The organism is Flagellimonas amoyensis, from assembly GCF_003058265.1.
Classification (GTDB): Bacteria; Bacteroidota; Bacteroidia; order Flavobacteriales; family Flavobacteriaceae; genus Flagellimonas; species Flagellimonas amoyensis.
Genome location: NZ_QBUK01000003.1, coordinates 299,468 through 324,717, shown reverse-complemented (window position 1 = coordinate 324,717; position 25,250 = coordinate 299,468). Strand labels below are relative to the sequence as shown.

At 47.3% G+C, this 25,250-nt stretch carries 25 protein-coding genes; 16 read left to right on the top strand and 9 right to left on the bottom strand.

The window, feature by feature from the left end; all coding sequences use genetic code 11:
- Positions 1-19: 19 nt before the first annotated feature.
- The 6 genes from DB398_RS06235 to DB398_RS06210 form a co-directional block, all read right to left on the bottom strand.
- The gene (locus tag DB398_RS06235; protein WP_108423533.1) at positions 20-883 is read right to left on the bottom strand and encodes a rhomboid family intramembrane serine protease; all 864 of its coding nucleotides are present in this window, start codon (positions 881-883) and stop codon (positions 20-22) included.
- 3 nt (positions 884-886) lie between these two features.
- The gene (locus DB398_RS06230; RefSeq protein ID WP_108423532.1) at positions 887-1,621 is read right to left on the bottom strand and encodes a rhomboid family intramembrane serine protease; all 735 of its coding nucleotides are present in this window, start codon (positions 1,619-1,621) and stop codon (positions 887-889) included.
- On the bottom strand, positions 1,622-3,469 hold the full coding sequence (mutL, locus tag DB398_RS06225) for a DNA mismatch repair endonuclease MutL (RefSeq protein WP_108423531.1): 1,848 nt from the start codon (positions 3,467-3,469) through the stop codon (positions 1,622-1,624).
- Entirely contained in the window at positions 3,469-3,753 is a 285-nt protein-coding gene (locus DB398_RS06220; protein ID WP_108423530.1) for a riboflavin synthase subunit beta, read from the bottom strand. Before DB398_RS06220 ends, mutL begins: the two co-directional genes overlap by 1 nt.
- A 201-nt stretch (positions 3,754-3,954) precedes the next feature.
- Positions 3,955-4,437, bottom strand: coding sequence for a 6,7-dimethyl-8-ribityllumazine synthase (ribH, locus tag DB398_RS06215; RefSeq protein WP_108423529.1), 483 nt, complete (start codon positions 4,435-4,437; stop codon positions 3,955-3,957).
- A 3-nt stretch (positions 4,438-4,440) separates the two neighbouring features.
- Positions 4,441-5,202, bottom strand: a complete 762-nt coding sequence (locus DB398_RS06210; protein WP_108423528.1) for a tetratricopeptide repeat protein — start codon at positions 5,200-5,202, stop codon at positions 4,441-4,443.
- Between the two features lie 126 nt (positions 5,203-5,328).
- On the opposite strand from DB398_RS06210, the gene recF reads away from it, so the two are divergent.
- From recF to DB398_RS06190, 4 genes are read left to right on the top strand one after another with little or no spacing between them, the layout of a single operon-like run.
- On the top strand, positions 5,329-6,408 hold the full coding sequence (gene recF, locus DB398_RS06205; RefSeq protein WP_108423527.1) for a DNA replication/repair protein RecF: 1,080 nt from the start codon (positions 5,329-5,331) through the stop codon (positions 6,406-6,408).
- A 1-nt stretch (position 6,409) separates the two neighbouring features.
- Positions 6,410-6,832, top strand: coding sequence for a hypothetical protein (locus tag DB398_RS06200; protein ID WP_108423526.1), 423 nt, complete (start codon positions 6,410-6,412; stop codon positions 6,830-6,832).
- Complete coding sequence (locus DB398_RS06195; protein ID WP_108423525.1) at positions 6,832-7,128, top strand: DciA family protein; 297 nt, start codon at positions 6,832-6,834, stop codon at positions 7,126-7,128. Before DB398_RS06200 ends, DB398_RS06195 begins: the two co-directional genes overlap by 1 nt.
- 19 nt (positions 7,129-7,147) lie before the next feature.
- Positions 7,148-7,687, top strand: coding sequence for a GNAT family N-acetyltransferase (locus DB398_RS06190; RefSeq protein WP_108423524.1), 540 nt, complete (start codon positions 7,148-7,150; stop codon positions 7,685-7,687).
- Positions 7,688-7,702: 15 nt separating this feature from the next.
- Here the strand turns inward: DB398_RS06190 and DB398_RS06185 are convergent, their stop codons facing one another.
- A complete protein-coding gene (locus tag DB398_RS06185) occupies positions 7,703-8,122 on the bottom strand; it encodes a nucleoside-diphosphate kinase (RefSeq protein ID WP_108423523.1) in 420 nt (139 codons plus the stop codon).
- A 50-nt stretch (positions 8,123-8,172) separates the two neighbouring features.
- Positions 8,173-9,207, bottom strand: a complete 1,035-nt coding sequence (locus tag DB398_RS06180; protein ID WP_108423522.1) for an alkaline phosphatase D family protein — start codon at positions 9,205-9,207, stop codon at positions 8,173-8,175.
- A gap of 74 nt (positions 9,208-9,281) precedes the next feature.
- Between DB398_RS06180 and DB398_RS06175 the strand changes: the two genes are divergently transcribed.
- The 6 genes from DB398_RS06175 (at position 9,282) to DB398_RS06150 (ending at position 17,489) form a co-directional block, all read left to right on the top strand.
- Positions 9,282-10,298, top strand: a complete 1,017-nt coding sequence (locus tag DB398_RS06175) for a DHH family phosphoesterase (protein ID WP_108423521.1) — start codon at positions 9,282-9,284, stop codon at positions 10,296-10,298.
- On the top strand, positions 10,295-10,843 hold the full coding sequence (gldI, locus tag DB398_RS06170) for a gliding motility-associated peptidyl-prolyl isomerase GldI (protein WP_108423520.1): 549 nt from the start codon (positions 10,295-10,297) through the stop codon (positions 10,841-10,843). Before DB398_RS06175 ends, gldI begins: the two co-directional genes overlap by 4 nt.
- 14 nt (positions 10,844-10,857) lie before the next feature.
- The gene (locus DB398_RS06165) at positions 10,858-11,964 is read left to right on the top strand and encodes a peptidylprolyl isomerase (protein WP_108423519.1); all 1,107 of its coding nucleotides are present in this window, start codon (positions 10,858-10,860) and stop codon (positions 11,962-11,964) included.
- A 150-nt stretch (positions 11,965-12,114) separates the two neighbouring features.
- Positions 12,115-13,122 carry a DUF3810 domain-containing protein gene (locus tag DB398_RS06160; protein WP_234416091.1) on the top strand — a complete coding sequence of 336 codons (1,008 nt, stop codon included), beginning with the start codon at positions 12,115-12,117 and terminating at the stop codon, positions 13,120-13,122.
- Positions 13,123-13,184: 62 nt separating this feature from the next.
- Complete coding sequence (locus DB398_RS06155; protein WP_108423517.1) at positions 13,185-16,124, top strand: amidohydrolase family protein; 2,940 nt, start codon at positions 13,185-13,187, stop codon at positions 16,122-16,124.
- Between the two features lie 96 nt (positions 16,125-16,220).
- Positions 16,221-17,489 carry an amidohydrolase family protein gene (locus tag DB398_RS06150; RefSeq protein ID WP_108423594.1) on the top strand — a complete coding sequence of 423 codons (1,269 nt, stop codon included), beginning with the start codon at positions 16,221-16,223 and terminating at the stop codon, positions 17,487-17,489.
- A 74-nt stretch (positions 17,490-17,563) separates the two neighbouring features.
- Here DB398_RS06150 and DB398_RS06145 read toward each other — a convergent pair whose 3' ends face one another.
- The gene (locus DB398_RS06145; RefSeq protein ID WP_108423516.1) at positions 17,564-18,367 is read right to left on the bottom strand and encodes a DUF6503 family protein; all 804 of its coding nucleotides are present in this window, start codon (positions 18,365-18,367) and stop codon (positions 17,564-17,566) included.
- A gap of 66 nt (positions 18,368-18,433) precedes the next feature.
- Here DB398_RS06145 and DB398_RS06140 point away from each other — a divergent pair, with 66 nt between their 5' ends.
- The 6 genes from DB398_RS06140 to DB398_RS06115 all read left to right on the top strand — a co-directional run bounded on the left by DB398_RS06140 (position 18,434) and on the right by DB398_RS06115 (position 25,179).
- Positions 18,434-19,237: a TrmH family RNA methyltransferase gene (locus DB398_RS06140; RefSeq protein WP_108423515.1), complete on the top strand. Its 804-nt coding sequence runs from the start codon at positions 18,434-18,436 to the stop codon at positions 19,235-19,237.
- A 3-nt stretch (positions 19,238-19,240) separates the two neighbouring features.
- Positions 19,241-20,473: a M48 family metallopeptidase gene (locus tag DB398_RS06135; protein ID WP_108423514.1), complete on the top strand. Its 1,233-nt coding sequence runs from the start codon at positions 19,241-19,243 to the stop codon at positions 20,471-20,473.
- Positions 20,474-20,517: 44 nt separating this feature from the next.
- Positions 20,518-22,722, top strand: coding sequence for a RelA/SpoT family protein (locus tag DB398_RS06130; protein WP_108423513.1), 2,205 nt, complete (start codon positions 20,518-20,520; stop codon positions 22,720-22,722).
- A 41-nt stretch (positions 22,723-22,763) separates the two neighbouring features.
- Positions 22,764-23,219, top strand: coding sequence for a Fur family transcriptional regulator (locus DB398_RS06125; RefSeq protein WP_108423512.1), 456 nt, complete (start codon positions 22,764-22,766; stop codon positions 23,217-23,219).
- Between the two features lie 12 nt (positions 23,220-23,231).
- Complete coding sequence (locus DB398_RS06120) at positions 23,232-24,500, top strand: adenylosuccinate synthase (protein WP_108423511.1); 1,269 nt, start codon at positions 23,232-23,234, stop codon at positions 24,498-24,500.
- 199 nt (positions 24,501-24,699) lie between these two features.
- Complete coding sequence (locus DB398_RS06115) at positions 24,700-25,179, top strand: Dps family protein (protein WP_108423510.1); 480 nt, start codon at positions 24,700-24,702, stop codon at positions 25,177-25,179.
- Positions 25,180-25,250: the final 71 nt, after the last annotated feature.

Below are 25,250 nucleotides of genomic sequence, written 5' to 3'. Positions count from 1 at the left end.
ATGGTGATTTTTTTATACATCAATCTTCCTTACCTGCTTTAAACAAAAAGTCTTTTTCCTCTTTGGACAGACTCTCGTAGCCCGACTTGCTGATCTTGTCCAGAATGGTATCGATTTTGCGCTGCCTGGCCTGCCTATCATAATCTGCCTGACTGTCCGCGGCAGTGTTTTTTCTATACACGGTCTTCATCGAGGCCTTTTTTTCCTTTGGTTTGAACAGTTGCCCGATGGAATTCCTCAGCTTGGTGAACCCAGCACCAATATCATTGCCATTGAGCAATTGTCGGGCATACATATAGCCCAAAAAAGCACCGCCCAAATGGGCCAAACGCCCCCCAATATTTCCACCATAAGGTATCTGGATCAAATCCACCAGAACGAAGAACACCCCAACATACCATAATTTGATGTTGAAGAAAATCACCCTGACCTCTTGATTTGGGATATACGCACAGACAAAGATCAGCACGGCCGTCACCCCTGCCGATGCGCCGATCAACGCAGTATTGGTGTTCAACAGGGTCGGGAATACATTGTAACTGAGCAGAAAGACCAATCCTCCCACAATGACACCCAAAAAATATACGTTGATGAACTTTTGGGCGTCAAAAAGGTTCAGGAAGATGCGACTCGCAAAATAGAGCATGAGCATGTTCCAAAAGATATGCCCCAATCCCGCATGAAAAAAAGAGTAGGTGACCAAAGACCATGGTTGCCCTACAAATTCCAAAAAGTCCTTGGGCAAGTGGAACCAGTGGGACACCGAATGGCCCAACAAGGCTGTTGACAATCCGTCCAGAATAAAGATCAGGACATTGACAACAATCAGTTTCTCAGCAATGCTGAGTCGGGCAAATTGATATTGAAGTCCGCCATTCGTCATAGATCAATCCCATCTTCTATTGTTGAACTGGTTCTTTTTCCAGTACCACATCATTATAAAACCAATCAGGGCACCACCGATATGCGCAAAGTGTGCCACTCCCGTGTTCACGTTCCCTATACCAAAAATCAGATCCACTGCGATCAGTATGGGCACAAAATATTTTGCCTTGATGGGAACGGGCAGGAAGATGAGCATCAACTTGGCCTCGGAATACATAAAGGCAAATGCCACTAAAATACCGTAAATAGCTCCCGAAGCGCCTACTACCGGAGTGTTGAATGCAGTCAGCATGGCATCTATCGTACTTTTAGGGGCCAAATCATACCAACCAGGACTGTATTGCCCATTGACCAAAATATCCAAAACCTGAGTCCTGACAATGCCAGCTCCTTCCAAAGCACTCAATCCTTCGTTGAAAAGGAAATAATTTACGCCGGTATGCAGTGCAGCGGACCCCAATCCAGCGGAAAAATAGAAGAACAGGAACTTTCCCTTTCCCCATACCTGCTCCAAAGGCGTTCCAAAGGCCCACAAGGCGTACATGTTGAACACAATGTGCATCAGGTTACCGTGCATGAACATATGGGTGACCACTTGCCACCATTGAAAGTTGTTGTTCTTGGGAAACCAGAGCGACATCCATTGGTACATCTGATCCCCATATAGTTGTGTGGCAAAAAACAAGATCACGTTAACGATCAACAAATGCTTTACTGCCTCGGTCATTCTACCCATCTAACTGAATTTTTTATCGATATCCCCTTCGGAGATAATAGTGTACGTTAATTTCTGGAACGGACTCAAAGAGGGTTCCTTACATGCGAACAGGTTGTCCAAAAGGGCCAACTGCGATTCTTGGTCCAAAACCTCGCCGGTCCGTACCGCCAAGTTCTTGGAAAGCACTTTGGCCAAGACCTCTGCCTGCGAAACGGAACCGTCACTGAACCCTTCCGTATAATCTGCGATGAGGCGGTCCAATACCGTGCCAATCCCACTTTCGGGGACGACCAAAGGCACACCTGTCACTTTTACAGTCTCCTGTTCCAGACTTTCAAAGGCAAAACCGATGTTTGTCAGGCTTTCCTTGATCTCGTTCAGAACGACCAGCTCCTGCTTGTTGAAGGTCAGTTCCATGGGAAACAACAGTTGCTGGCTCAAACCTTCCTTCACCGTGATCTCCCCTAAAAATTTTTCAAAAAGGATGCGTTCATGTGCCCTGTTTTGATGGATAACGAGCATTCCGGACTTCACCGTGCTCACCACATATTTTCGTCGAAGTTGAAACGTGGAGGCCAAATGCCCTGTCCCGTCTTCCGGATACAAAGTGCCCTGCTCGTCACTTTCCGATTCGATGACCACACTGCTGAAACCTTCAATATCGGTGCTTTTTTCCAGTCCTTCGTACAGCCCCTCCCAACCCTTGACGCTGGTTTTTTGATAGGTTCCACCACCCGTGTTTCTTCGCTCTGTCGTTTGCTGAAAGGGATTGAAACTGGCATCCACGGTAACCTTGGGCAAGGTCGCCCCCTTTTCCTTGTACGAATAGGGCGTGTCCAGATTAGGGTCATGCTCAAAATCAAGTACCGGGGCCACATTGAACTGTCCCAAGCTATGCTTTATGGTCGATCGGAGAATGGCATATAGCGTGTTCTCGTCATCAAACTTCACTTCTGTTTTTGTGGGGTGGATATTGATGTCGATGGAAGACGGGTCCACTTGCAAGTACAGAAAATAGCCCGGGTACAGATCCGATTTGATCAAACCTTCAAATGCGGCGACCACGGCATGGTGCAAATACGGACTTTTGATGAATCTGCCATTGGCAAAAAAGAACTGTTCGCCCCTGCTCTTCTTGGCAAATTCGGGCTTACAGACAAATCCTGAGATTTTGACCACCTCCGTTTCCTCCTGCACAGGCACCAATCGACCGTCCATTTTGCTGCCAAAAATATGGGCAATGCGCTGACGGTGCTTTGCCGATGGCAGGTTGAAGATATCCGAACCATTATTGTAGAAATGGAACTCGATATCCGGGTGCACCAAGGCCACTCTATGAAACTCATCGGTGATGTGACGGAGTTCCACTTGATCGGATTTCAAAAAATTTCGTCTTGCGGGTATATTGAAGAAGAGGTTTTTCACTGAAATGGAAGTCCCCTTTGGGGATGCCACAACCTCTTGGGAAACAATTTTACTCCCTTCTATTTTTATGTGTGTACCCACCTCATTGGATGCCGTCCGCGTATGCATATCCACATGGGCAATGGCCGCAATGGAGGCCAGGGCCTCACCTCGGAAACCCTTGGTCTGCAAATTGAACAGGTCCTGCGCAGAGGATATTTTGGAAGTCGCGTGACGCTCAAACGACAATCGGGCATCGGTTTCACTCATCCCAACACCATCATCGACCACTTGGACGAGGGTCTTTCCGCCATCCTTGATGATCAATTTGATGACCTTGGCACCGGCATCGATGGCATTTTCCAAGAGTTCCTTGACCACCGAAGCAGGCCGTTGGACCACTTCCCCTGCTGCAATCTGGTTGGCAACATGGTCTGGCAAAAGTTTGATGATGTCAGCCATTAGGGATTCAGGAATATCGATAGGTCGAAGTCGATGATAAAAAGGAACAACAACACCAATATGCCCACAATAATGAGAAGGCGCAGTTTCAGGTTCTTGTCCCCTTCTGTTTTCAGATCGTCCATTGCCGATGAAAACTTATTCTTGAGCCCTCTATTGGTATGTGCCGTACTTCGAAACTTATCCAGTTTGTGTTCTATTTTATACGGATTGCCCTCCCCCTTGTAGTAGCGCGGTGAATAATCAAATGATTTATTTTTCCTAAGTTTTAAGGGGTTTCGCATAACATCCTTCTCCGTATCACCTCAAAGGTACTCAAAATAGAAAAAAGGCGTTGGACGGTGCTGCCAAAAAATGTTAACAGGGGAGAGATAAGCTCAAGTACAAGTTAAAGTTTCAAGTTCAACAATCCAACCATCCAAAAGTTAACTTGATAGAAGACAGCCCATATATGTTCTTGAACTTGATACTTGTACTTGAGCTTATTATTTCCCCAATACTGCCATTTGGATGGCCGCTATGGCCGCTTCCGTGCCCTTATTGCCGTGTTTGCCCCCACTCCTGTCCTTGGCCTGCTGAAGATTGTCATCGGTCAGGACACAGAAAATGACAGGAACGTCATAGGCCACGTTCAGATCTTTGATGCCCTGCGCCGTGGCACTGCACACAAAATCGAAGTGACTGGTCTCCCCACGGATGACACTGCCTATGGCGATGACGGCATCCACTTTTTGGGTATCCATCATTTTTTTGCAGCCAAAAGTGAGCTCAAAACTGCCGGGAACATCCCACACCAATATGTTTTCGGGAAGTGCCCCACAATCCAAAAGGGCTTCTTTGGCCCCTTCACAAAGGGCTCCGGTAATCTCTCCGTTCCATTCCGAAACAACAATCCCAAACCGAAGGTCCTTCGCATTTGGGATTTTGTTTTTATCGTAAGTGGATAAATTTTTGTTCGCTGTGGCCATAGTTTAGTTTTGGGCCATTCCGATCAGGGCTTCGACGCCATTGGCTTCTTGGGCGTTCGGATACTCCTCCTTGATGCGCTCAAAATATCCCAATGCCTTGTCTTTTTGTCCCAATTCCATGGCAACCACTCCTGCCTTGTATAGAAATCTTGGTGTGGTGAACTCATTTTCGCTATGGGCAACGGCCTTTTCGTAGTAATCCAAAGCATCTTCGGACTGGTTCAACTGTGAAAAAGCATCACCGATCCCGCCTTTGGCCATGGCTCCCATGATATCGTCTTCGGATGAAAAGCTTTCCAAATGGGAAATGGCCTCATCGTATTGCTGAAGGTTCAAATAGGTCATTCCAGCAGAATATTTGGCCAAATTGGCCGCTTTGGTCCCGCTGTATTCCTCAATGATATCCAAGAAACCATATTTACCCTCGGCACCGTTGAGCGCCAATGTAAACAGGGAGTCCTTTTCGGTCTCGCTGTTCAATGCTTGGTCAAAATATTGTTGTGGGTAGAAAAGCTCGTTGGCCGCAGAAGCCTCTTTGGGCTTTTGGATGAACTGGTGGTAACCCAAATAGGCAAGCACCCCAATGGCAACGGCTCCAATGACCCCCAAAATATAGTTTTGGTTCTTTTGTACCCATGCCTCGGTGCGTGATGCACCTTCGTCCAGCGTGTTGAACACTTCCGCCGTTGTGCTCTCGTGTTCTTCTATCTGAGCTTCTTCTGCCTTATTTTTTGGCTTAAAGCCTCTCTTCTTGTATGTTGCCATCCGTCATTTAATTGGTCGCGCAAAAATAAAGTTTTTATCCAAAACCAAAAGGTAATTTATTCGTTATTTTTGGAACCCTTAACGGAATACCGATCAGAAAAACCCACTTTGTCCCTTTAGATTTTTATGTTTTTAAGACATTTATCTTTAGTCAATTACAAAAACTTCGACTCCAAGACCCTGGAGTTCGACCCAGTCATCAACTGCTTGGTGGGCGATAACGGCGTGGGAAAAACGAATATTCTGGATGCCATTTACCACCTCTGTTTCGGTAAGAGCTATTTTAATCCGGTGGCCACACAGAACATCAAACACGACACTGATTTTTTTGTGGTGGAAGGTGAGTTTGAAAAGGAGGGAAAAACGGAAAAAATCATCTGCAGCTTCAAAAAAGGGACCAAAAAGGTCATCAAACGCAATGGAAAACCCTACGAAAAGTTCTCCGAGCATATTGGCTTTTTGCCCTTGGTGATCATTTCCCCTTCGGACCGCGACCTTATCCTTGAGGGCAGCGAAACCCGTAGGAAGTTTATGGACGGCGTTATTTCACAATCGGACAAAGTTTATCTACAGAACCTCATCAAGTATAACAAGGTTTTGGTACAGCGCAATTCCCTGTTGAAATACTTTGTGGCCAATCGCACCTTTGACCCGAACACCCTTTCCATTTATAACGAACAATTGCATGGACTGGGGACGGAGATCCACAAAAAACGTAAGGAATTCATGTCCGCTTTTGTGCCCATTTTCAAGGAGCAGTACAGTCATATCTCGGAAAAGGAAGAACAGATCATGCTCTCCTACGAAAGCCCGCTCTCCGAAGGTCCACTCTTGAAACTTTTGGAGGACAATGTGGAGAAAGACCGTGCCCTGCAATACACTTCGGTGGGAGTGCACAAGGACGACCTGGACTTTACGATCGCGGGACATCCCATCAAAAAATTCGGGAGCCAAGGCCAACAGAAATCCTTTTTGATCGCCCTGAAACTGGCCCAATTCCATTTCATCAAGGAACAGGCGAACACCACGCCCATCCTGTTGCTGGATGATATTTTTGACAAACTGGACGAGAACCGGGTCTCCCATATTGTGGGCTTGGTGAAGAACGACAATTTCGGTCAGATCTTCATCAGCGACACGCATGCGGAGCGCACGGAAAATGTGGTAAAAACCATCCATCAGAGCTATAAAATCTTTACCTTGTAACATGCGCCAGATTTTTCCTTTTATATTGCTATTGATGCTCATGGGCTGCAAAAAAACCGCTGTGGCCGAGGCGGACCTACAGTATCTGAACGGATATTGGGAGATTGCCGAAGTGGAATTTCCGGATGGCTCCAAAAAGCAGTACTCGGTCAACCCCAGCATCGATTTCATCAAATTGAAGGATGGCGAAGGGTTCCGCAAAAAGATGCAGCCCCAGTTTGATGGCTCCTACGACACCTCGAACGATACGGAGTTCTTCACCGTATCGGCAAACCAAGAGACCTATACGCTGCGCTACAAAAATGAGTTCAGCGAATGGGAGGAAAAATTGGTGTCCGCGGATTCCCTTTCGTTTTCGGTGACCAACGAAGAAGGGGTCACCTATTCCTACAAGCGGTTCCAACCTATCCAAATTCCGAAGTAATGGCCAAACGGAACAACTCCCATCTGCCACTGAGCGAAGCCTTGAACGAGTTCATCAAGGAAAACAAGCTCCAAAAAGGCATGGACAAGGTGGATGCCCGCGAGGCATGGACCAATCAGATGGGCAATGGGGTGAACAACTACACTACGGCCGTGGAACTCAAGAACGAGACACTCTACGTCTCGCTTTCCTCCTCCGTGCTCCGGGAAGAACTCAGTTTGGGCAAGACCAAGATCATTTCCATGATCAATGAGGAACTGGGTCGGGAACTGGTCAAGAAATTGGTGCTTCGTTGATCTTGATCCTTCAACACTCATGAAAGTCATCCTATCCACAGAACGGCTCGTCATCTCAGAAGCAGAACTTTCCGATGCCACATTCATTTTGGAATTGCTGAACAGCCCTACATGGATCCAATTTATTGGGGACAAGGGAATATATACGATGGAAGAGGCGGAAAACTATATCCAGAAAAGTCTGATGGATTCCTACCAGACACACGGTTTTGGACTGCATAAGCTCTGCTTAAAGGAATCCATGGTCCCGATAGGCCTTTGCGGATTCTTGAAACGCGACTATCTGGATCATCCGGACATCGGTTTCGCCCTATTGCCAGATCATGAAGGAAAAGGTTTGATGTTGGAGGCCGGCAAAGCACTTTTGGAACATTCCCGATCCCAATTGGATTTTGATGAAGTGCTCGCCATTGTCCTTCCATCCAATGATCGATCCCGCCAATTACTGATGAAATTGGGGCTCCAAGAAATTGGAAAAGTGACGCCGAAGGGAAGCCATGCGGAACTGCTGCTATTTTCCAATAAAAAAAGCCACTCCAATGGAGCGGCTTCTTCTTGATATCTTTGGTTCAAATTAGAACACTTCCCTTCCCGAAAAATGGAAAGCACCTTCAATGGCGGCATTCTCATCACTGTCCGATCCGTGAACGGCGTTCTCACCGATGCTGGCTGCATACAACTTACGGATAGTCCCCTCGGCGGCTTCGGCCGGGTTGGTGGCACCGATCAAGGCACGAAAATCATCAACGGCATTGTCCTTCTCCAATATGGCGGCCACAATGGGACCCCTGGTCATAAACTCTACCAATTCACCAAAGAAAGGACGCTCTCTGTGGATACCGTAGAATTCCTCGGCATCCCTTTGGCTCAATTGGGTGTACTTCATGGCCACGATCTTAAATCCGGCAGCCGTTATTTTTTCCAAAATCGCGCCGATGTATCCGTTTTCAACAGCATCTGGCTTGATCATGGTAAACGTTCTATTTCCCGTCATTTTCTTTAAATTTTGCGCAAAAGTACAGTTTTTGGAACAACGGACAAGTGTTAATAGGTTTGTTTTAACTCCTGAAGCACAGCTCCGTTATCGCCCATGATCTTCATGTGGGCTTCTTTATCCTTGAAATTTAGGTCGATGATCCCGTAACTTTTATCGGAAACCACCTCACCTACCCTATAGCTATTAGGTTCCCCACTGAAGGATGCATAGGAATGGGTGAGCCCACTGCTCGTAAAATCCACCAAGGGATAGGGCAATCCAGTGACAGTGCTCCTTGAAAATTCAGAGATGTGACGGTCCCCGGACAAAATGATGACCCCCTTCGCCCCTGATTCCACAATCATGGTTTCCAATTTTTCGACCTCATGCGGAAAATTGCCCCAAGTCTCAAAACCGTGCTCCCCGGACAATATCTGTATACTGGACATGATCAGGTTAAAATCCGCATCGGAATTGGCCAACTCGCCCTGCAACCAGTCCCATTGGACATTCCCGAGTATGGTGGCCCCATCCTCGATATTGGGCTTATACCTTCTTTTGGGGTCTTCGTCCCTGATCAGGTCACTTCGGAAATATCGGATATCCAAAACGATGATCTTCACTTTTCCCTCAGGTAGTTCAAATTCGTGCGAGGCATAGACTCCTTCGCGGGTTCTTCGCTCACTGTCCGAAGGCACTCCCATAAAATCCAAGAACACCTGCTGACTTTCCTTTTTCACGGCAAATCCGGAGCCTCCATCGTTCAGCCCAAAATCATGATCGTCCCAAGTCCCGATAATGGGAACCTCTGCCTTCAATCGGGCATAGCCCTGCACCGTATCCTGCATCGCATAAATGGCCCTGATCCTGTCCACATCGTCCGTATCGGCATAGACAATATCACCTCCCCAAACCCAGACATCCGGGTTTTCGACCAGTACATCGTCCCAAAACGGGTTGGGTTCCTGGGGCATGTTGCAGGAGCCAAAGGCCACCACAAAATCAGGCCGTTGCTTTTCTTTTTCCAATGGTTGTTTCCCATCTTTCCTTTTGCATCCCATAAAAAGGACCACAAGGACCAGCAAAACGGAAGTGTGCTTCATCGTCAGTGTTTAGAGGTTCAAAAATAAGGATATTGCCAGTTACCTCTATATTATATTATTGTATATTTGGCCGCATGAATTCAGCGGATATCACGACAGTAAAGTCGATACTTTCCCAGCCTCAAAAAATTGTGATCGTTCCTCATAAAAACCCCGATGGCGATGCTATCGGCTCTTGCTTGGCACTCTATGGGTTTTTGAAGGGAATGGGCCACACGGCCCATGTAATTGCCCCTAACGATTACCCCAAGTTCCTGAAATGGATGCCCGGCAACGAGACGGTCATCAATTACGAATGGGAGACCCAAAGGGCCCAGCGATTGTTGGATGAATCTTCCTTGATCTTCACTTTGGATTTCAACGACCTGTCCAGGGTTGGACAGATGGAATCCGCACTGAGGCAGGCCAAGGCCGATTTCATCATGATAGACCATCACCAGCAACCTGGTGATTATGCCAAGGTGACCTATTCCGATGTCAGCATGAGCTCCACCTGCGAGATGGTCTATAATTTCATCTCTTTTTTGGGCGGAGCCGAGCAGGTGACCAAGGAAATTGCCACTAACCTTTACACGGGCATCATGACCGATACGGGTTCCTTCAAGTACCGGTCCACATCGAGCAAAACCCACCGCGTAGTGGCGGAGCTGATAGACAGGGGCGCAGAGAACATGGAAATCCACAGACAGGTGTTCGATACCAATTCGCCTTCCAGATTGCATTTGTTGGGCGTAGCCCTGAGCAATATGGTTATCTTGCCCGAATATCGGACGGCATACATCACCCTAACGCAGAACGAACTGGATGCCCATGATTTCAAGAAAGGGGACACGGAAGGATTTGTGAATTATGGACTTACCTTGGAGGAGATTGTTTTTGCATTGATCTTTATTGAAAACAAGGAAGAAGGCATTATCAAAATCTCCCTACGTTCCGTGGGTGACTTTTCGGTGAACGAATTTGCCCGAAAGCATTTTCAAGGGGGCGGGCACGACAATGCCGCAGGTGGCAAAAGTGACCTGGGCATGGAAGAGACCATCGAACAGTTCAATGCCATCCTGAAAACCTATAAAAGCCGATTGAACCCATGAGAATTGTCCTTTTATGCATAGCCGTAATCGCTTTTGCAAGCTGCAAAGGCCCTGAACCACGAAAACCCGTGGAAGTAAAATCCGGCAGCTTCTACAAGGAATCCATAGAACGAAGCAAACAATTGTTGGCCAAGGAAGAGGAAATGATCAAAGAACTCATGGCCAAGGACACGCTTCACGAATATAGCTCCAGTCCCAATGGTTTCTGGTACTATTTTGAAACAAAAAACGATACGGCCACCTATTTGCCCAAATCAGAGGACCAAATCTTGTTTTCCTATAATCTGATGTCGTTGCAAAACGACACCATCTATACCGCCGAGCAAATTGGCCCAACATCGCATGTGGTGGACAAGCAGCAATTGTTCCCGGGGCTCCAAAATGCGGTGAAACTACTCAAAATCAACGAGAAGGCCACATTTATATTCCCCTCATTGCAGGCCTATGGCTATCAAGGGGACAATAAGGCCATCGGCCCGCGGACGCCATTGAAATCTTCGGTGGAACTACATACGATCATTATCCATAAAGACAGTTTAAACTAAAATCCATACATCAAATGAAACAATCACTTTACATCATAACCCTGTTCTCCTTGGTCATTTTGGGGTGCAAATCCAGCCAGCATGCTGATTTGGGAGATGGTATCTATGCCGATATCCAGACGACCAAAGGGGACATCATCATCAAACTGGAATACGAAAAGACCCCGGTCACTGTGGCCAACTTCGTGTCCTTGGCAGAAGGGAACAACCCCTTTGTGAATGACGAGTACAAAGAAAAAAAGTTCTATGACGGCATTGTTTTCCACAGGGTGATCAAAGATTTTATGATCCAAGGCGGTGACCCTTCGGGAACAGGCAGTGGAAATATCGGATATACGTTCAAAGATGAGATCCATGACTCCTTGACACATTCCAAAAAAGGCATCATCTCCATGGCCAACAGAGGCCCAAAAACCAATAGCAGCCAGTTTTTCATCACGCACAACGAAACTCCATGGCTGAACGGCAAGCACACCGTTTTTGGGGAAGTGGTCAAGGGAATCGAAGTGGTGGACTCCATCGCCAACACGGAAACTGGACCTGGCGACAGACCCAAAGTGGATGTGGTGATGAACAAAGTGGCCATTGTCCGAAATGGCAAGGAGGCCAAAAAATTTGATGCCATACAGGTAATGAACGCTTATTTTGAAGAAGAAAAGGCAGTTGAGGCCGCTTTCAAAAAAATGAAAGAGGATTGGGTCGCCGAATTTACTTCACAAATGGCCAATGCCGAAGAGACCCCTTCCGGACTGAAAATAGTCAAACTGAATGAAGGGGATGGCGAACAGCCTAAACTAGGCCAAAAAGCAATGGTGAACTATGCCGGCTGGTTGGCCAATGGCGAACTGTTCGACACCAACATTATGGAAATTGCCGAAAAGTTCAACCAAGTGAACCCTGGCAAAAGAGATCGTGGCCTATACAGCCCCTACCCTATGGATTACAGCCCGGATGCCCAATTGGCGGCAGGCTTTAGGGAAGGACTGCTCACCATGAAAGTGGGGGACAAAATACGTTTGTTCATCCCTCCGCATTTGGGATATGGCGACAATGACTATGGCCCCATTCCCGGAGGCTCCACATTGGTCTTTGACCTAGAGATTGTGGGAATCCAAGAATAAAAACCAACTATTGAACATAAAAAAAGCCGTACTTTTCCGTACGGCTTTTCCATTTATGGTCGCACCTATTTTCGCTTTATATTGATGGGACAAAAAACGAAAACTATCCTTGCCATTGCGCTTCCAATCCAAATTATATTGGTCAAATGGATGGGAAGCTATCCCCTCTTTGTCGAGAATTATTACAGTAATGGAGTATACCCCTATATCTCCGGATTGTTGCGTACCCTTTTCGGATGGATTCCCTTTTCGGTTGGGGACCTGGTCTATACCGCCTTGACCGTGATGGCCATCAGGTACTGTTACCGCCATTGGAAGACCATCAAAAAACGACCGCTTTTTTTTCTCAAAGACATCTTGGTGGTATTCTCCATTGCCTATTTTGCGTTCCATTTGCTCTGGGGACTCAACTATTACCGACAGCCCATCACATGGCGGTTGGGCATAGCACGTGAGTATACACTTGACGAATTGGTGGATTTCACCGAATATCTGGCAGAGAGGGCCAACCAGTACCAAAACGAGATTACCGGAGATACCCTTTCCCCTGTGCATATTCCCTATACCAAAAGGGAAATTTTCACCAAAACAGAGGATGCCTATCATCTTTTAAACCAAACATACCCTAGCTTCAACTACGAAACTCCCAGCCTGAAATCATCAATCTACAGTCTTCCCCTAACCTATATGGGATATGGGGGTTACCTCAACCCCTTCACGAACGAGGCCCAGGTGAACGGTCTGACGCCATTGTTCCGGCTGCCTGCCGTGAGCGGGCACGAAGTGGGGCACCAATTGGGCTATTCCGCCGAGGATGCCACTAATTTCATAGGTTTTTTGGTCACATCGCAAAGCGACGACCCTTACTTCAAATATGCAGCGTATAACCATGCATTGGGGTACTGCCTTGTGGATCTATACCAAAAAGATGAAGTCAAATACAATGAAATTTTGAACGCTCTTCACCCCGGCGTGAAAAAAAATTATAAGGAATTGGCAGATTTTTGGAAAAAATATGAAAATCCCATGGAGCCGGTCTTCAAGGCCCTGTTCAACACTTTTTTGAAGGCGAACAACCAAAAAGAGGGAATCAAAAGTTACAACTCGGTCGTTGGGTTGATGATCAACCACCAAAAACGCCTTGGGAAGCATGACTGAAACTTGTGGGGTCTGCACACTTCCTTTATATTTAGACCACTAAACTAATTCAATTCAACTTTATGAAAATTAAACTCTTGGCGCTGTCCTTCTTTTGGGGCGGTATTTCTTTGTTCGCACAAGATTATTTTCCAACAAATGATGGTGTAAAGACAAAGAACAACAACTACACGGCATTCACGAATGCCAAGATCCACGTGACACCCACACAGGTCATTGAAAAAGGGACCCTACTGATCCAGAACGGAAAGGTAGTGCAGGTAGGCAAGTCCGTGAGCATTCCCAAGAATGCCGTGATCCAAGACCTTGACGGGAAGTCCATATACCCTTCCTTTGTGGACATTTTTTCGAATTTTGGGGTAAAGGCGCCCGAAAGGGCAAATAATGCAGGAAGGTCTGCACAATATGGCCCGGAGCGAGAAGGGTTCTATTGGAACGACCACATCATGCCAGAGAACAATGCCGTGAACAGCTTCTCCTACGACTCCAAAAAAGCCGAAGAGCTCCGAAAAGCAGGTTTTGGGACAGTGAACACCCATATCCAGGACGGTATTGCAAGGGGAACGGGACTACTGGTCGCACTGAACGACGCTGGAACCGAGGCCCAAAGAATCCTTTCGGACAAATCCGCGCAATACTTTTCCTTTCAAAAAAGCGTAGCCAAAAGACAATCCTACCCCGGTTCCCTCATGGGGGCCATGGCCTTGATGAGACAATTGTACTATGATCTGGACTGGTACAACAAAGGCAATGTGGACACCAAGGACCGCTCACTGGAAGCTTTGGCAGCCAACAAGGGCCTTACCCAGATTTTTGCTGCCGGTGACAATGGAAATGTACTACGGGCCGATAAGATCGGGGACCTGTTCGGCATCCAATACGCCATTTTGGGCGGAGGCGATGAATATGAACGCATTGAGGACATCAAGGCCACCAAGGCCAAGTTGATCCTTCCCTTGAATTTTCCAGATGCCTTCGACGTATCCAATCCCTATCAGGCCGAATTCATCGCCCTCAAGGATATGAGGCATTGGAACTTGGCACCATCCAACCCTAAGGTATTGGCTGAAAATGGGGTGGAATTTTCCATCACACTACACGAATTGAAGTCCCCTTCCGACCTGAAGGAAAAATTGGCCAAGGCCATCACGTACGGGCTTTCCAAGACCAAGGCTTTGGAAGCACTGACCACAGTGCCCGCAGGCATTTTGGGCATGTCCGGCCAAATAGGATCTCTACAAACCGGCAGTCAGGCGAACTTCTTGATCACTTCCGGTGAAATTTTTGACGAAGGTACCATCCTCTACGAAAACTGGGTACAGGGAACCAAGAACATCATCCAATCCATGGACTTGGTGGACATCCGAGGGAATTATGACCTCAGCGTGAACGGCAACACCTATTCCGTGGCCCTTACCGGCTCCATAGACAAGCCCAAGGCCGAATTGAAGAAAGGGGATGATAAGATCGATTCCAAGCTGGACTTCTCCGACAACTGGTTGAATCTTTCCTTTTCAGAGGACAATATCGGTTCTTACCGTATGATTGCCCGTGTTGCCCCAGGCTCGAACGCCATTAGCGGCAAGATGGTACTCCCCAATGGGAACGAGACCATGGCCAGTTTGACCAAAACATCTCCCTTTGAGGAAAAATCCGAAGACAAGAGTAGCGAAGAGCCAGAATTGGTGGCACTCTCCTACCCCAATGTAGGTTTTGGATTCAAGGAAAAACCGAAACAGGAGAACATCCTTTTCAAGAATGCAACGGTATGGACCGGGGAAGCCATTTTGGAAAACACCGATGTATTGGTCAAAAATGGTAAAATAGACAAGGTAGGTAAAGACCTTCGCGCAGGAGGGGCCACCGTGGTGGATGCCACTGGAAAGCACCTTACCGCCGGGGTCATTGATGAGCATTCGCATATTGCCGCATTGGCCATCAACGAAGGAGGACACAACTCTTCCGCGGAAGTACGCATGAAAGATGTCATCGACCCAACGGACATGGACATCTACAGAAACCTTGCCGGTGGCGTCACCACCATTCAATTATTGCACGGTTCTGCCAACCCGATTGGGGGCCGTTCTGCCATCCTACGCCTAAAATGGGGTGAAAATGCAGATGGATTAGTATTCCCCAATGCACCAAAATTCATCAAATTTGCGCTGGGCGAGAACGTGAAACAGTCCAACTGGAACAGTTTTTCCCGTTTTCCACAGACCCGTATGGGCGTGGAACAGCTCTATACCGACTATTTCCAACGGGCCAAGGAATATGATGTCAAAAAGAAGAGTGGACAGCCCTTCCGCTACGATGAGGAAATGGAAACCCTTGCCGAAATCCTCAATGGGGAAAGGTTCATCAGTTGCCACTCCTATGTTCAGAGTGAAATCAACATGATGATGAAGGTGGCGGAAAAGTTCAACTTCCGCATGAACACCTTCACCCACATCCTGGAAGGCTATAAAGTGGCCGATAAAATGGCCGAGCACGGAGTTGGAGGTTCCACCTTCAGCGATTGGTGGGCCTACAAATACGAAGTGAACGATGCCATTCCCTACAATGCCGCCATCATGGCGAGCCAAGGAATCACCGTCGCCATCAACAGTGACGATGCCGAAATGTCCAGAAGGCTGAACCAAGAGGCAGGAAAAACCGTCAAGTATGGAGGCATGTCCGAAATCGAGGCTTGGAAGATGGTCACCCTTAACCCTGCCAAATTGTTGCATTTGGACGACCGTGTAGGCAGTATCCAAGAAGGTAAAGAGGCCGATATGGTACTTTGGAGCGATCATCCGCTATCCGTATATGCCAAAGCAGAAAAAACCTTGATCGAAGGCAAAGTCTATTTTGACCTGGAAAAGGACCAAATGCTACGGGAATCCGTGAAAAAGGAAAGAAACCAATTGATCGGCATGATGCTGAACGAAAAGAAAAATGGTGGAAAGACCCGCACGCCCGTCCAAAGCAAGAAAGAACGATTTGAATGCGAAACCCTTTAAAGTAAGATAATGAAATTTTCAGATATAAATTCAAGCAATCATTGTCCCCTTGAGGGGACTTTAGGGGTGTTTTTGAAGCGACTCACCTTCGTGGTCATGCTAGCTTTGAGTTTTACAACTTCCGCCCAGCAGACCCCTGCACCCAAACAGACCGAACAAGTTGCCATTTTTGGGGCAACCGCCCATATTGGCAATGGAGAGGTCATAGAAAACTGTACCATCATATTTGCGGATGGAAAAATCACGGCCATAGGTTCCGACCTTATGGCTCCGACCATTGGCACTATGATAGATGCCAAAGGAAAACACGTATATCCAGGCATCATTGCGCCGTCCAAGTCCCTTGGTCTGGTGGAAGTGGATGCCGTAAGGGCCACTGACGACCAAGATGAGATCGGGGAAATGATCCCACACATCAGGAGCATCATCGCCTATAACGCAGAATCCAAAGTGGTGGAAAGCATGCGTCCCAATGGTGTTCTGTTGGGCCAAGTGACCCCACAGGGCGGAACCATTTCTGGAACATCGAGTATTGTACAGTTCGATGCATGGAACTGGGAAGATGCCGCCGTGAAGACCGATGATGGTATCCATATGAACTGGCCGTCCTTCTTCAGGAGAGGTAGATGGTGGATGGGAGAAGACCGAGGCTACGTCCCCAATAAGGAATATGCCGGACAGGTAGGCGACATCGAAGTGTTCTTCCAAAATTCCAGCGCCTATGGAAAATCAGCCGAAAAGGAACGGAACCTTCCCTTTGAAGCGATGTCGGGCCTATTTGACGGCTCCAAGCATTTGTACATCCATGCCAATGGCGAAAAGGAAATGACGGATGCCGTGGCCGCCGCAAAAAAAGCAGGTGTAAAGAATGTGGTGATCGTGGGCGGCTATCGTGCCAACAAGATTGCGGATTTCCTAAAGGAAAACAATGTTCCCGTACTCGTCAACCTCACCCATTCGTTGCCCGAATATGATGATGACGATTACGACCTTCCCTACAAATTGCCCAAGTTGCTCGTGGACGCAGGATTATTGGTCGGTTTGCAGAATGAAGGTGCAGCCAATTTCCAGACCAGGAACCTACCCTTCTACGCCGGGCAGACTGTTGGCCAAGGACTGGACAAGGAGACCGCGCTGCAATTGGTGACCGGAAATACCGCAAAAATATTGGGTATCGACGATAGGTACGGCACCTTGGAGATTGGCAAGAGCGCCACCTTGTTCATCTCGGAAGGCGATGCTTTGGACATGCGCACCAATCAACTATCAAAGGCTTATATCGATGGTCGGGATGTTTCATTGGAAACCCATCAGACCAAACTTTGGAAAAGGTATATGGGCAAGTATGAAGGTGAAGGAAAATAAATCCATGGCCTAAAAAAGCAATAAGGGCGGTTTTCCAAAGAAAACCGCCCTTATTTATTTATTCCAACCCTAACTTAACTTTTGGTCAAAGGGATAAATTCCGCCCCATCAGGTTTGGTATATACATTCTCGGGTTTGGCCTCCTCGGACAGCATCACATTCTCAAAGACTACCGTACTCTTTGTATCCAACAAGGTGCGACCTTCATAATTGTACCAGGTGATGGCCTTGGGCAACAACACGCCATTGATCTCCTGCCATTCGTTGTAATGGATCCATCTAAAATTATCCGAAGGCTCCCCGGTTCGATAGGTCACGGTATATCCCAACCAGACCATTTGATGGGTCTCGGGATCAAAATGGATATAATATTCATCCTTAGATGAAGCCCCTACCCCGGTCTTGTAGCCAATCTGGATGCCCGGATAACTTTTTCCTTCAAATTCCAAGTCCTCTGCAGCGGTGTACACAATACCATCATCCGCCAAAACAAAGGGCATCGCCTGAAAATAGAACATCAAGTTGTGGTAAAATGCGGCATCTCCTTTATAGGCTTCTTGAGGATCTAGGAGCCAAGCCTGTGTCCCATCAAATCCCATGGAAAATGAGTCGGTATCCACTCTATCCCTTCGTGACCACAGATCAATGGTGTGGGTCTCGGGAAGTTCGGGATTGGGCAGCACAAAGGAAAGGGTCCGCTGATTTTTCCAGAGCTTCAGACCGCCGTGGGCATCAAAAACCTTGGAAAGTGCTTCAGGAAAGTCACGGACGGCCATTTTTTCCTCCATGGGAATCTGCGCTTCTTTTTCTTCATTTTTGGGGGACTGTTTACAGGCAAAAACGGCCAGTACAGTCAATAGGATGGTTGCTTTTTTCATGGTATAAGTTTGGTCACTTGGTCGAAAACCCCTTTTTTACATTACAGGAATGGCTATTTTTACCTTATGATGGAAACCAAACTGATCAGCAGTGTCCAAAATCCATTGGTAAAAAAAATACTGCTCCTTAAAGAAAAATCCCGGGAACGGAAGACAACGGGGCTTTTTGTAGTGGAAGGGCAGCGGGAACTGGAGCTAGCCCAAAAGGGCGGGTATCCATTGGAAACCCTGTTGTATTGTCCGGATATTTTGGATGCGTCCCAGATTCGACGTTTCCTAAAAAACCCCAATACCGAAATTATACAGATCACAAAACCTGTCTATGAAAAAATGGCCCACAGGGGCACCACCGAAGGCGTTTTGGGAATCCTAAAAGCAAAGGACCATGGTTTGGACAAAATCCATTTCAAGAACAAAGAGCCTTTGGTACTGGTTGCCGAGGCCCCAGAAAAACCAGGCAACATCGGAGCCCTGCTACGAACTGCCGATGCCGCTGCGGTGGATGCGGTGCTGATCGCCAATCCCAAATCGGACCTGTACAACCCGAACATCGTACGATCCAGCGTGGGCTGCGTGTTCACCAATCAGATTGGCATGGGTTCCACCGAGGAGATCATCCATTTTCTCCAAAATAACCGCATCAAGATCTATTGTGCCGCGCTCACCGCCTCAAAACATTATGTGGACTGCGATCTTACGGGAGCCACGGCCATTGTGATGGGCACAGAGGCCACTGGGCTAACGGATGTTTGGCTCAAAAGTTCCGACCAAAACCTCATAATTCCGATGCAAGGAGAAATAGATTCCATGAACGTTTCCGTATCGGCGGCAATACTTATATTTGAGGCCAAGCGACAACGCGGATTCTAAGCTATGGAAAGGACCCTGCTCTTTTATGTCATTCTCATCATTTTGATTGTCCAATTCTTGGTCCATCAACTTCTGGAATACCTGAACGCAAAGCGTTTTGGGTCGAACCTTCCCCAGGAACTTTCCGATGTCTTCGATGAAAAAGAGTATCAAAAATCGCAACAATACAAACAGGCCAATTATCGGTTTGGGTTGATTTCGGATGGTTTTTCGTTGGCCGTCACCACCTGTTTTTTATGGTTTGGCGGGTTTGGCTGGGTCGATGACATCACCCGCTCCCTTACCGAAAACCCAATTCCCATGGCATTGGTGTTCTTTGGGTTGATCACCTTGGGAAGCACTGTCCTTGGATTGCCCTTTTCTTATTACAGAACCTTTGTCATTGAGGAAGCCTATGGGTTCAACAAGACCTCCCGAAAATTGTTTTTCATGGACAAACTGAAAGGCGGATTGCTCACTGTTGTTTTAGGTGGTGGCATATTGGCCCTGTTCATGGTGTTCCTGCAATGGACCGGTCCAAACTTTTGGATCTACACTTGGGCCATGATAGGCACTGTGATTCTTTTTGTCAATCTATTCTATAGTCGTTTGATCGTGCCTCTTTTCAACAAACAGACCCCACTGAAGGAAGGTAGCTTAAAAAAAGCCATAGAAGGTTACGCCCAAAAAGTCGGGTTTGAACTGAAGAATATTTTTGTGATCGACGGGTCCAAGCGCTCCACCAAGGCCAATGCCTATTTTTCGGGATTGGGAAGGGAGAAGCGCATCACCCTTTTTGATACGTTGATAGATGACCTGAGCGAAGAAGAGATTGTTGCTGTCCTGGCCCACGAGGTAGGACATTACAAGAAAAAACACATCGTTTTCAACCTATTGGTTTCCTTGGCCTTGACAGGCTTCACCTTATATGTGCTTTCCCTTTTCATCAACCATCCAGAGATATCACTGGCCATTGGAGTGTCCACACCCAGTTTTCATGCGGCTTTGGTGGGATTTGCACTTTTGTACAGCCCCATTTCGGAAATAACGGGACTGGCGATGAACTATCTTTCCAGAAAGTTTGAGTTCCAAGCGGATGATTTTGCCAAAAACACCTTTGCGGCAACACCTTTGGTGACTTCGTTGAAAAAACTTTCAAAGAACAGCCTGAGCAACCTGACCCCACACCCTGCCTACGTTTTTGTGCACTACTCCCACCCACCATTGATAGAGCGGATCAGAAACCTTAGGGCATAGTTTTTGTTGCCCAGCTGACAAGATTGTGGTAATTTTAATATACTATGACAGAGGCTGCGATTGAAAAAGAGAACAAGGAGATTGCAAAGCAGTACAAAGAACTGCTTCGCATCAGCTATCAAACTTTGACCGATGAGGACAAAAAGTTGATACGCTCAGCCTTTGATGTGGCCGTGGATGCCCATAAGGACCAAAGGCGTAAATCTGGCGAAGCATACATCTTCCATCCCATAGCCGTGGCCAAGATCGTGGCCTCCAAGATAGGCCTCGATGCCGTGTCCATCGCAGCGGCCCTGTTGCACGATGTGGTCGAGGACACCCCCTATACCCTTTCCGATATTGAGCGGATGTTCGGCGAAACAGTGGCCCGTATCGTGGACGGCCTTACCAAGATCGCCCACCTCAAAAAGGACATGGACATCAGCCAGCAAGCAGAGAATTTTAGGAAAATGCTGCTCACGTTGCATGACGATGTCCGGGTCATTATCATCAAGATTGCCGACAGGTACCACAATATGCTCACCATGGAGTCCATGCCAGAGCACAAGCAGGTCAAAATAGCTTCGGAAACCCTCTACATCTATGCCCCGTTGGCGCATAGGATAGGGCTCTACAACATCAAAACGCATTTGGAGGACCTTTCCCTGAAATATACCGAACCCGAGGTGTACAACGACATCAAGGCCAAGGTTGAGGATACGGAGGAAGAGAGTTTGGCCTATATTGATGCCTTCTCCAATGTGATAAAACAATCACTGGACAAGGAAGGACTCAATTACCAGATCAAGGGACGGATGAAGTCCATCTTTTCCATCCGAAGGAAAATGAAGGCCCAGAATGTTTCCTTCGATGAGGTATATGATAAGTTTGCCATCAGGATCATCTACAGATCTGACCGAAAGAATGAAAAGTTCCTCGCCTGGAAGATCTACTCCATCGTGACGGACCACTTCACCCCAAACCCCATCCGTTTGCGTGATTGGATCACTTCTCCTAAATCCACAGGGTACGAGGCGCTCCACATCACCGTAATGGGCCCAAAGGGCAAATGGGTGGAAGTCCAGATCCGAAGTGAGCGGATGCACGAAATAGCGGAAAAAGGCTATGCAGCACACTTCAAATACAAACATGGCGACCAGAAGGAGCAGGGGATCGAGGAATGGCTCAATAAATTACAGGAAGCCCTTGAAAGTGCCAATGGCAATGCCGTTGACTTTGTGGAGGAATTCAAACTGAACCTCTACGCCAAGGAGATCTTTGTGTTCACCCCGAAGGGAGATCTAAAATCCATGCCCAAAGGGGCCACGGCCCTGGATTTTGCCTTCAACATCCATACCGAGATCGGCATGAAGACCCGTGGCGCGAAGGTGAACGGGAAATTGGTACCGCTGGGCACGGAACTGCACAGTGGCGACCAGGTGGAGATCATGACCTCGGAAACGGCCAAGCCCAACCAAAGCTGGTTGGATTATGCCAATACGGCCAGGGCCAGGGCAAAAATCAAATCCTCATTGATAGAGGAGAAAAAGGAAGTGGCCGAGGAGGGCAAGGAAATCCTTCGCAGAAAGCTGAAATCCCAAAAGATCACCCTGAACGAGGACACGGTGAACAAACTGGTGAACTACTTCAAACTGAAGACCAGTCTGGACCTGTTCTATCGAGTGGGCATCGGGGTCATTGACAATGACAAGCTGAAAGATTTTGCATCGTCCTATCACAACGCCTTCATCAACTTCTTCAAGAACAGGATACGGAAAACCCCTGTCCCGAAAGATGTGGACAAGGACGAGATCACCACCAAATACGACATGCTCGTGTTCGGCAAGGAAGAGGAACGGTTGAACTACAAACTTTCCCAATGCTGCAACCCCATTCCGGGGGATGAGGTGTTCGGTTTTGTAAGCGTGAACGACGGCATAAAGGTGCATAAGAAAAACTGCCCCAATGCCATTTCCCTCCAGTCCAACTATGCCTACCGCATCATGACCGCCAAGTGGATAGACTCCACCCAGGAAGAGTTTTCGGTGGACATACAAATTACGGGGATCGACAACCTCGGACTGGTCAAGGACATCACCAAGATCATTTCAGAGAACATGCACGTGAACATGCGGAACCTCAATTTCAGTGCAGATGGAGGCACCTTCAAAGGGAAGATCACCCTTGTGGTAAAAAACAACAACATCCTGAAAAGGCTCATGGACAATTTAAAGCAGGTAGAGGGGATCGACAAAGTCACCAGAATTTAATTTTTAGCTGTACCTTTGTGCATTAGCATAGGTAGAAAGCCATGGGAAACAATAAGAATCAGGAAATTGTAAAAAACGTGTTCACTACGTTCCTCGAGGAAAAGGGGCACCGGAAGACACCTGAGCGCTACGCCATTTTACAGGAAATCTATGAAAGTGACGATCATTTTGACGTGGAATCCCTCTATATCAAAATGAAAACAAAGAATTACAGGGTGAGCCGCGCCACACTCTACAATACCATCGAACTTTTATTGGAATGCAAACTGGTACGCAAGCACCAATTTGGAAAAAACCAGGCACAATACGAGAAATCTTATTTTGACCGTCAGCACGACCATGTCATACTTACCGATACCGGAGAAGTGGTCGAGTTTTGCGACCCCCGCATCCAATCCATAAAAAAGACGATAGAAGAGGTTTTTGATATCAAGATCAACAACCACTCGTTATATTTCTACGGAACCCGAAACAAAGAAGAAAACCTAACAGAATAACCAACACATTTCATGGTAGATTTATTGCTTGGACTCCAATGGGGAGATGAAGGAAAAGGAAAAATTGTTGATGTACTAACCAAGGAATACGATATTATCGCCAGATTTCAGGGAGGCCCCAACGCAGGGCACACCTTGGAGTTCGATGGCATAAAACACGTACTGCACACCATCCCCTCTGGGATTTTTCATAAAAATGCCATCAATATTGTGGGCAATGGTGTGGTCATAGACCCCGTCATCTTCAAAAAGGAATTGGACAACCTCGAAAAGTTCAACATCGATATCGTATCCAAGCTCCTGATCTCGCGCAAGGCACACCTTATACTTCCCACGCACCGGTTGCTGGATGCCGCTTCCGAAGCATCCAAGGGAAAAGCCAAGATCGGTTCCACCCTCAAGGGCATCGGACCTACCTATATGGACAAGACCGGGCGCAACGGAATGCGTGTGGGCGATCTGGAATTTGACGATTGGAAAACCAAATACAGGGCCCTTGCCGACAAGCATGAGGCCATGATCGATTTCTATAATGCAGAGATCGAGTACGACTTGACCGAATTGGAGGCCGAATTCTGCAAAGGCGTGGAGACCCTAAAAAAATTGACCTTCATCGACAGTGAGGAGTATATCTTCAAAGCACAGGACGAAGGAAAGAAAATACTTGCCGAAGGAGCCCAAGGTTCCCTTTTGGACATCGATTTCGGGACTTATCCCTTTGTCACCTCATCCAACACCACCGCAGCAGGTGCCTGTACCGGATTGGGTGTTGCGCCCAACAAGATCGAGAAGGTATTGGGCATCTTCAAGGCCTATACCACCCGAGTGGGCAGTGGCCCCTTCCCTACCGAGCTTTTTGATGAGGATGGAGCGACCATGGGACGTGTGGGCAACGAATTTGGCGCCACTACGGGAAGACCGAGACGTTGTGGTTGGTTGGACCTCGTAGCACTGAAATATGCCGTGCAGATCAATGGGGTCACTGAACTGATCATGATGAAAGCCGATGTGCTCAGTGGATTCAAGACCATTAAGGTCTGTACCGCCTATGACTACAAGGGCGAAAAGATACAACACCTTCCCTACAACATTGAAAGTGAATACGTTACTCCCGTTTACACAGAAATGAAGGGGTGGGCCAAGGATCTAACCAAATTGACCACGGCGGAAGAGCTTCCACCTGCGTTAAAGGATTACATCACATTTTTGGAAGAACAACTACAGGTGCCCATCAAGATTGTTTCCGTTGGACCGGACAGACTTCAGACCATACATCGATAAGGTTTCTTGCCGTACATTTTGATTGCTGACGCCAAATAAGGATCAATCCGAATGTTTTCTTTAGGAAAAATCAGGAACAAGATTTCTGTAACACGGTGACTTTTGTCACTTTTGAGGTTATGTTTATTGCTTAACTTTGAAAGTAACGCAGCCCAAATCCGACAAATTTTGGATATAAAATCATTTAAAAAGCAAGGACATGGCAAAGAACCTGAATCAAATTGGACTGGACCAAAAAGCCTCCAGCGAGCTCTCTGAAAAACTCAATGAGCTTTTGGCCAACTACCAATTGTTCTATATGAATGCACGTGGGTTCCATTGGAACATCAAGGGCCATAAATTCTTTGAGCTCCACCTCAAATTTGAAGAACTGTACAATGATTCCCTGATCAAGATCGATGAGATTGCCGAAAGGATATTGACCCTTGGCTTTACCCCGCTCCACACTTATGCGGATTATTCGGGCCTTTCCAAAATAAAGGCGGCCAAGAACGTATCCAATGGCACTGATGCCATCAAGGAAATCTTGAAGGGTTATGAGGTCTTGCTTCCTTTGGAAAGGGAACTGCTCGAAATGTCAGGGGACTCCAATGACGAGGGCACAAACGCACTGATGAGCGATTATATCCGTGAACAGGAGAAATTGGTCTGGATGTACTCCGCTTACCTGAATGAATGACAAAACCGGGCAAAACTGCCCAACATTTGCCAAAGCTTTCTAAAGTCTATATGCCACTTTCCCCAAAAACC

Coding starts and splice junctions, on each gene's coding strand:
- DB398_RS06235 (WP_108423533.1), bottom strand. CDS start 883: ATGACGAATGGCGGACTTCAATATCAATTTGCCCGACTCAGCATTGCT.
- DB398_RS06230 (WP_108423532.1), bottom strand. CDS start 1,621: ATGGGTAGAATGACCGAGGCAGTAAAGCATTTGTTGATCGTTAACGTG.
- mutL (WP_108423531.1), bottom strand. CDS start 3,469: ATGGCTGACATCATCAAACTTTTGCCAGACCATGTTGCCAACCAGATT.
- DB398_RS06220 (WP_108423530.1), bottom strand. CDS start 3,753: ATGCGAAACCCCTTAAAACTTAGGAAAAATAAATCATTTGATTATTCA.
- ribH (WP_108423529.1), bottom strand. CDS start 4,437: ATGGCCACAGCGAACAAAAATTTATCCACTTACGATAAAAACAAAATC.
- DB398_RS06210 (WP_108423528.1), bottom strand. CDS start 5,202: ATGGCAACATACAAGAAGAGAGGCTTTAAGCCAAAAAATAAGGCAGAA.
- recF (WP_108423527.1), top strand. CDS start 5,329: ATGTTTTTAAGACATTTATCTTTAGTCAATTACAAAAACTTCGACTCC.
- DB398_RS06200 (WP_108423526.1), top strand. CDS start 6,410: ATGCGCCAGATTTTTCCTTTTATATTGCTATTGATGCTCATGGGCTGC.
- DB398_RS06195 (WP_108423525.1), top strand. CDS start 6,832: ATGGCCAAACGGAACAACTCCCATCTGCCACTGAGCGAAGCCTTGAAC.
- DB398_RS06190 (WP_108423524.1), top strand. CDS start 7,148: ATGAAAGTCATCCTATCCACAGAACGGCTCGTCATCTCAGAAGCAGAA.
- DB398_RS06185 (WP_108423523.1), bottom strand. CDS start 8,122: ATGACGGGAAATAGAACGTTTACCATGATCAAGCCAGATGCTGTTGAA.
- DB398_RS06180 (WP_108423522.1), bottom strand. CDS start 9,207: ATGAAGCACACTTCCGTTTTGCTGGTCCTTGTGGTCCTTTTTATGGGA.
- DB398_RS06175 (WP_108423521.1), top strand. CDS start 9,282: ATGAATTCAGCGGATATCACGACAGTAAAGTCGATACTTTCCCAGCCT.
- gldI (WP_108423520.1), top strand. CDS start 10,295: ATGAGAATTGTCCTTTTATGCATAGCCGTAATCGCTTTTGCAAGCTGC.
- DB398_RS06165 (WP_108423519.1), top strand. CDS start 10,858: ATGAAACAATCACTTTACATCATAACCCTGTTCTCCTTGGTCATTTTG.
- DB398_RS06160 (WP_234416091.1), top strand. CDS start 12,115: ATGGGAAGCTATCCCCTCTTTGTCGAGAATTATTACAGTAATGGAGTA.
- DB398_RS06155 (WP_108423517.1), top strand. CDS start 13,185: ATGAAAATTAAACTCTTGGCGCTGTCCTTCTTTTGGGGCGGTATTTCT.
- DB398_RS06150 (WP_108423594.1), top strand. CDS start 16,221: ATGCTAGCTTTGAGTTTTACAACTTCCGCCCAGCAGACCCCTGCACCC.
- DB398_RS06145 (WP_108423516.1), bottom strand. CDS start 18,367: ATGAAAAAAGCAACCATCCTATTGACTGTACTGGCCGTTTTTGCCTGT.
- DB398_RS06140 (WP_108423515.1), top strand. CDS start 18,434: ATGATGGAAACCAAACTGATCAGCAGTGTCCAAAATCCATTGGTAAAA.
- DB398_RS06135 (WP_108423514.1), top strand. CDS start 19,241: ATGGAAAGGACCCTGCTCTTTTATGTCATTCTCATCATTTTGATTGTC.
- DB398_RS06130 (WP_108423513.1), top strand. CDS start 20,518: ATGACAGAGGCTGCGATTGAAAAAGAGAACAAGGAGATTGCAAAGCAG.
- DB398_RS06125 (WP_108423512.1), top strand. CDS start 22,764: ATGGGAAACAATAAGAATCAGGAAATTGTAAAAAACGTGTTCACTACG.
- DB398_RS06120 (WP_108423511.1), top strand. CDS start 23,232: ATGGTAGATTTATTGCTTGGACTCCAATGGGGAGATGAAGGAAAAGGA.
- DB398_RS06115 (WP_108423510.1), top strand. CDS start 24,700: ATGGCAAAGAACCTGAATCAAATTGGACTGGACCAAAAAGCCTCCAGC.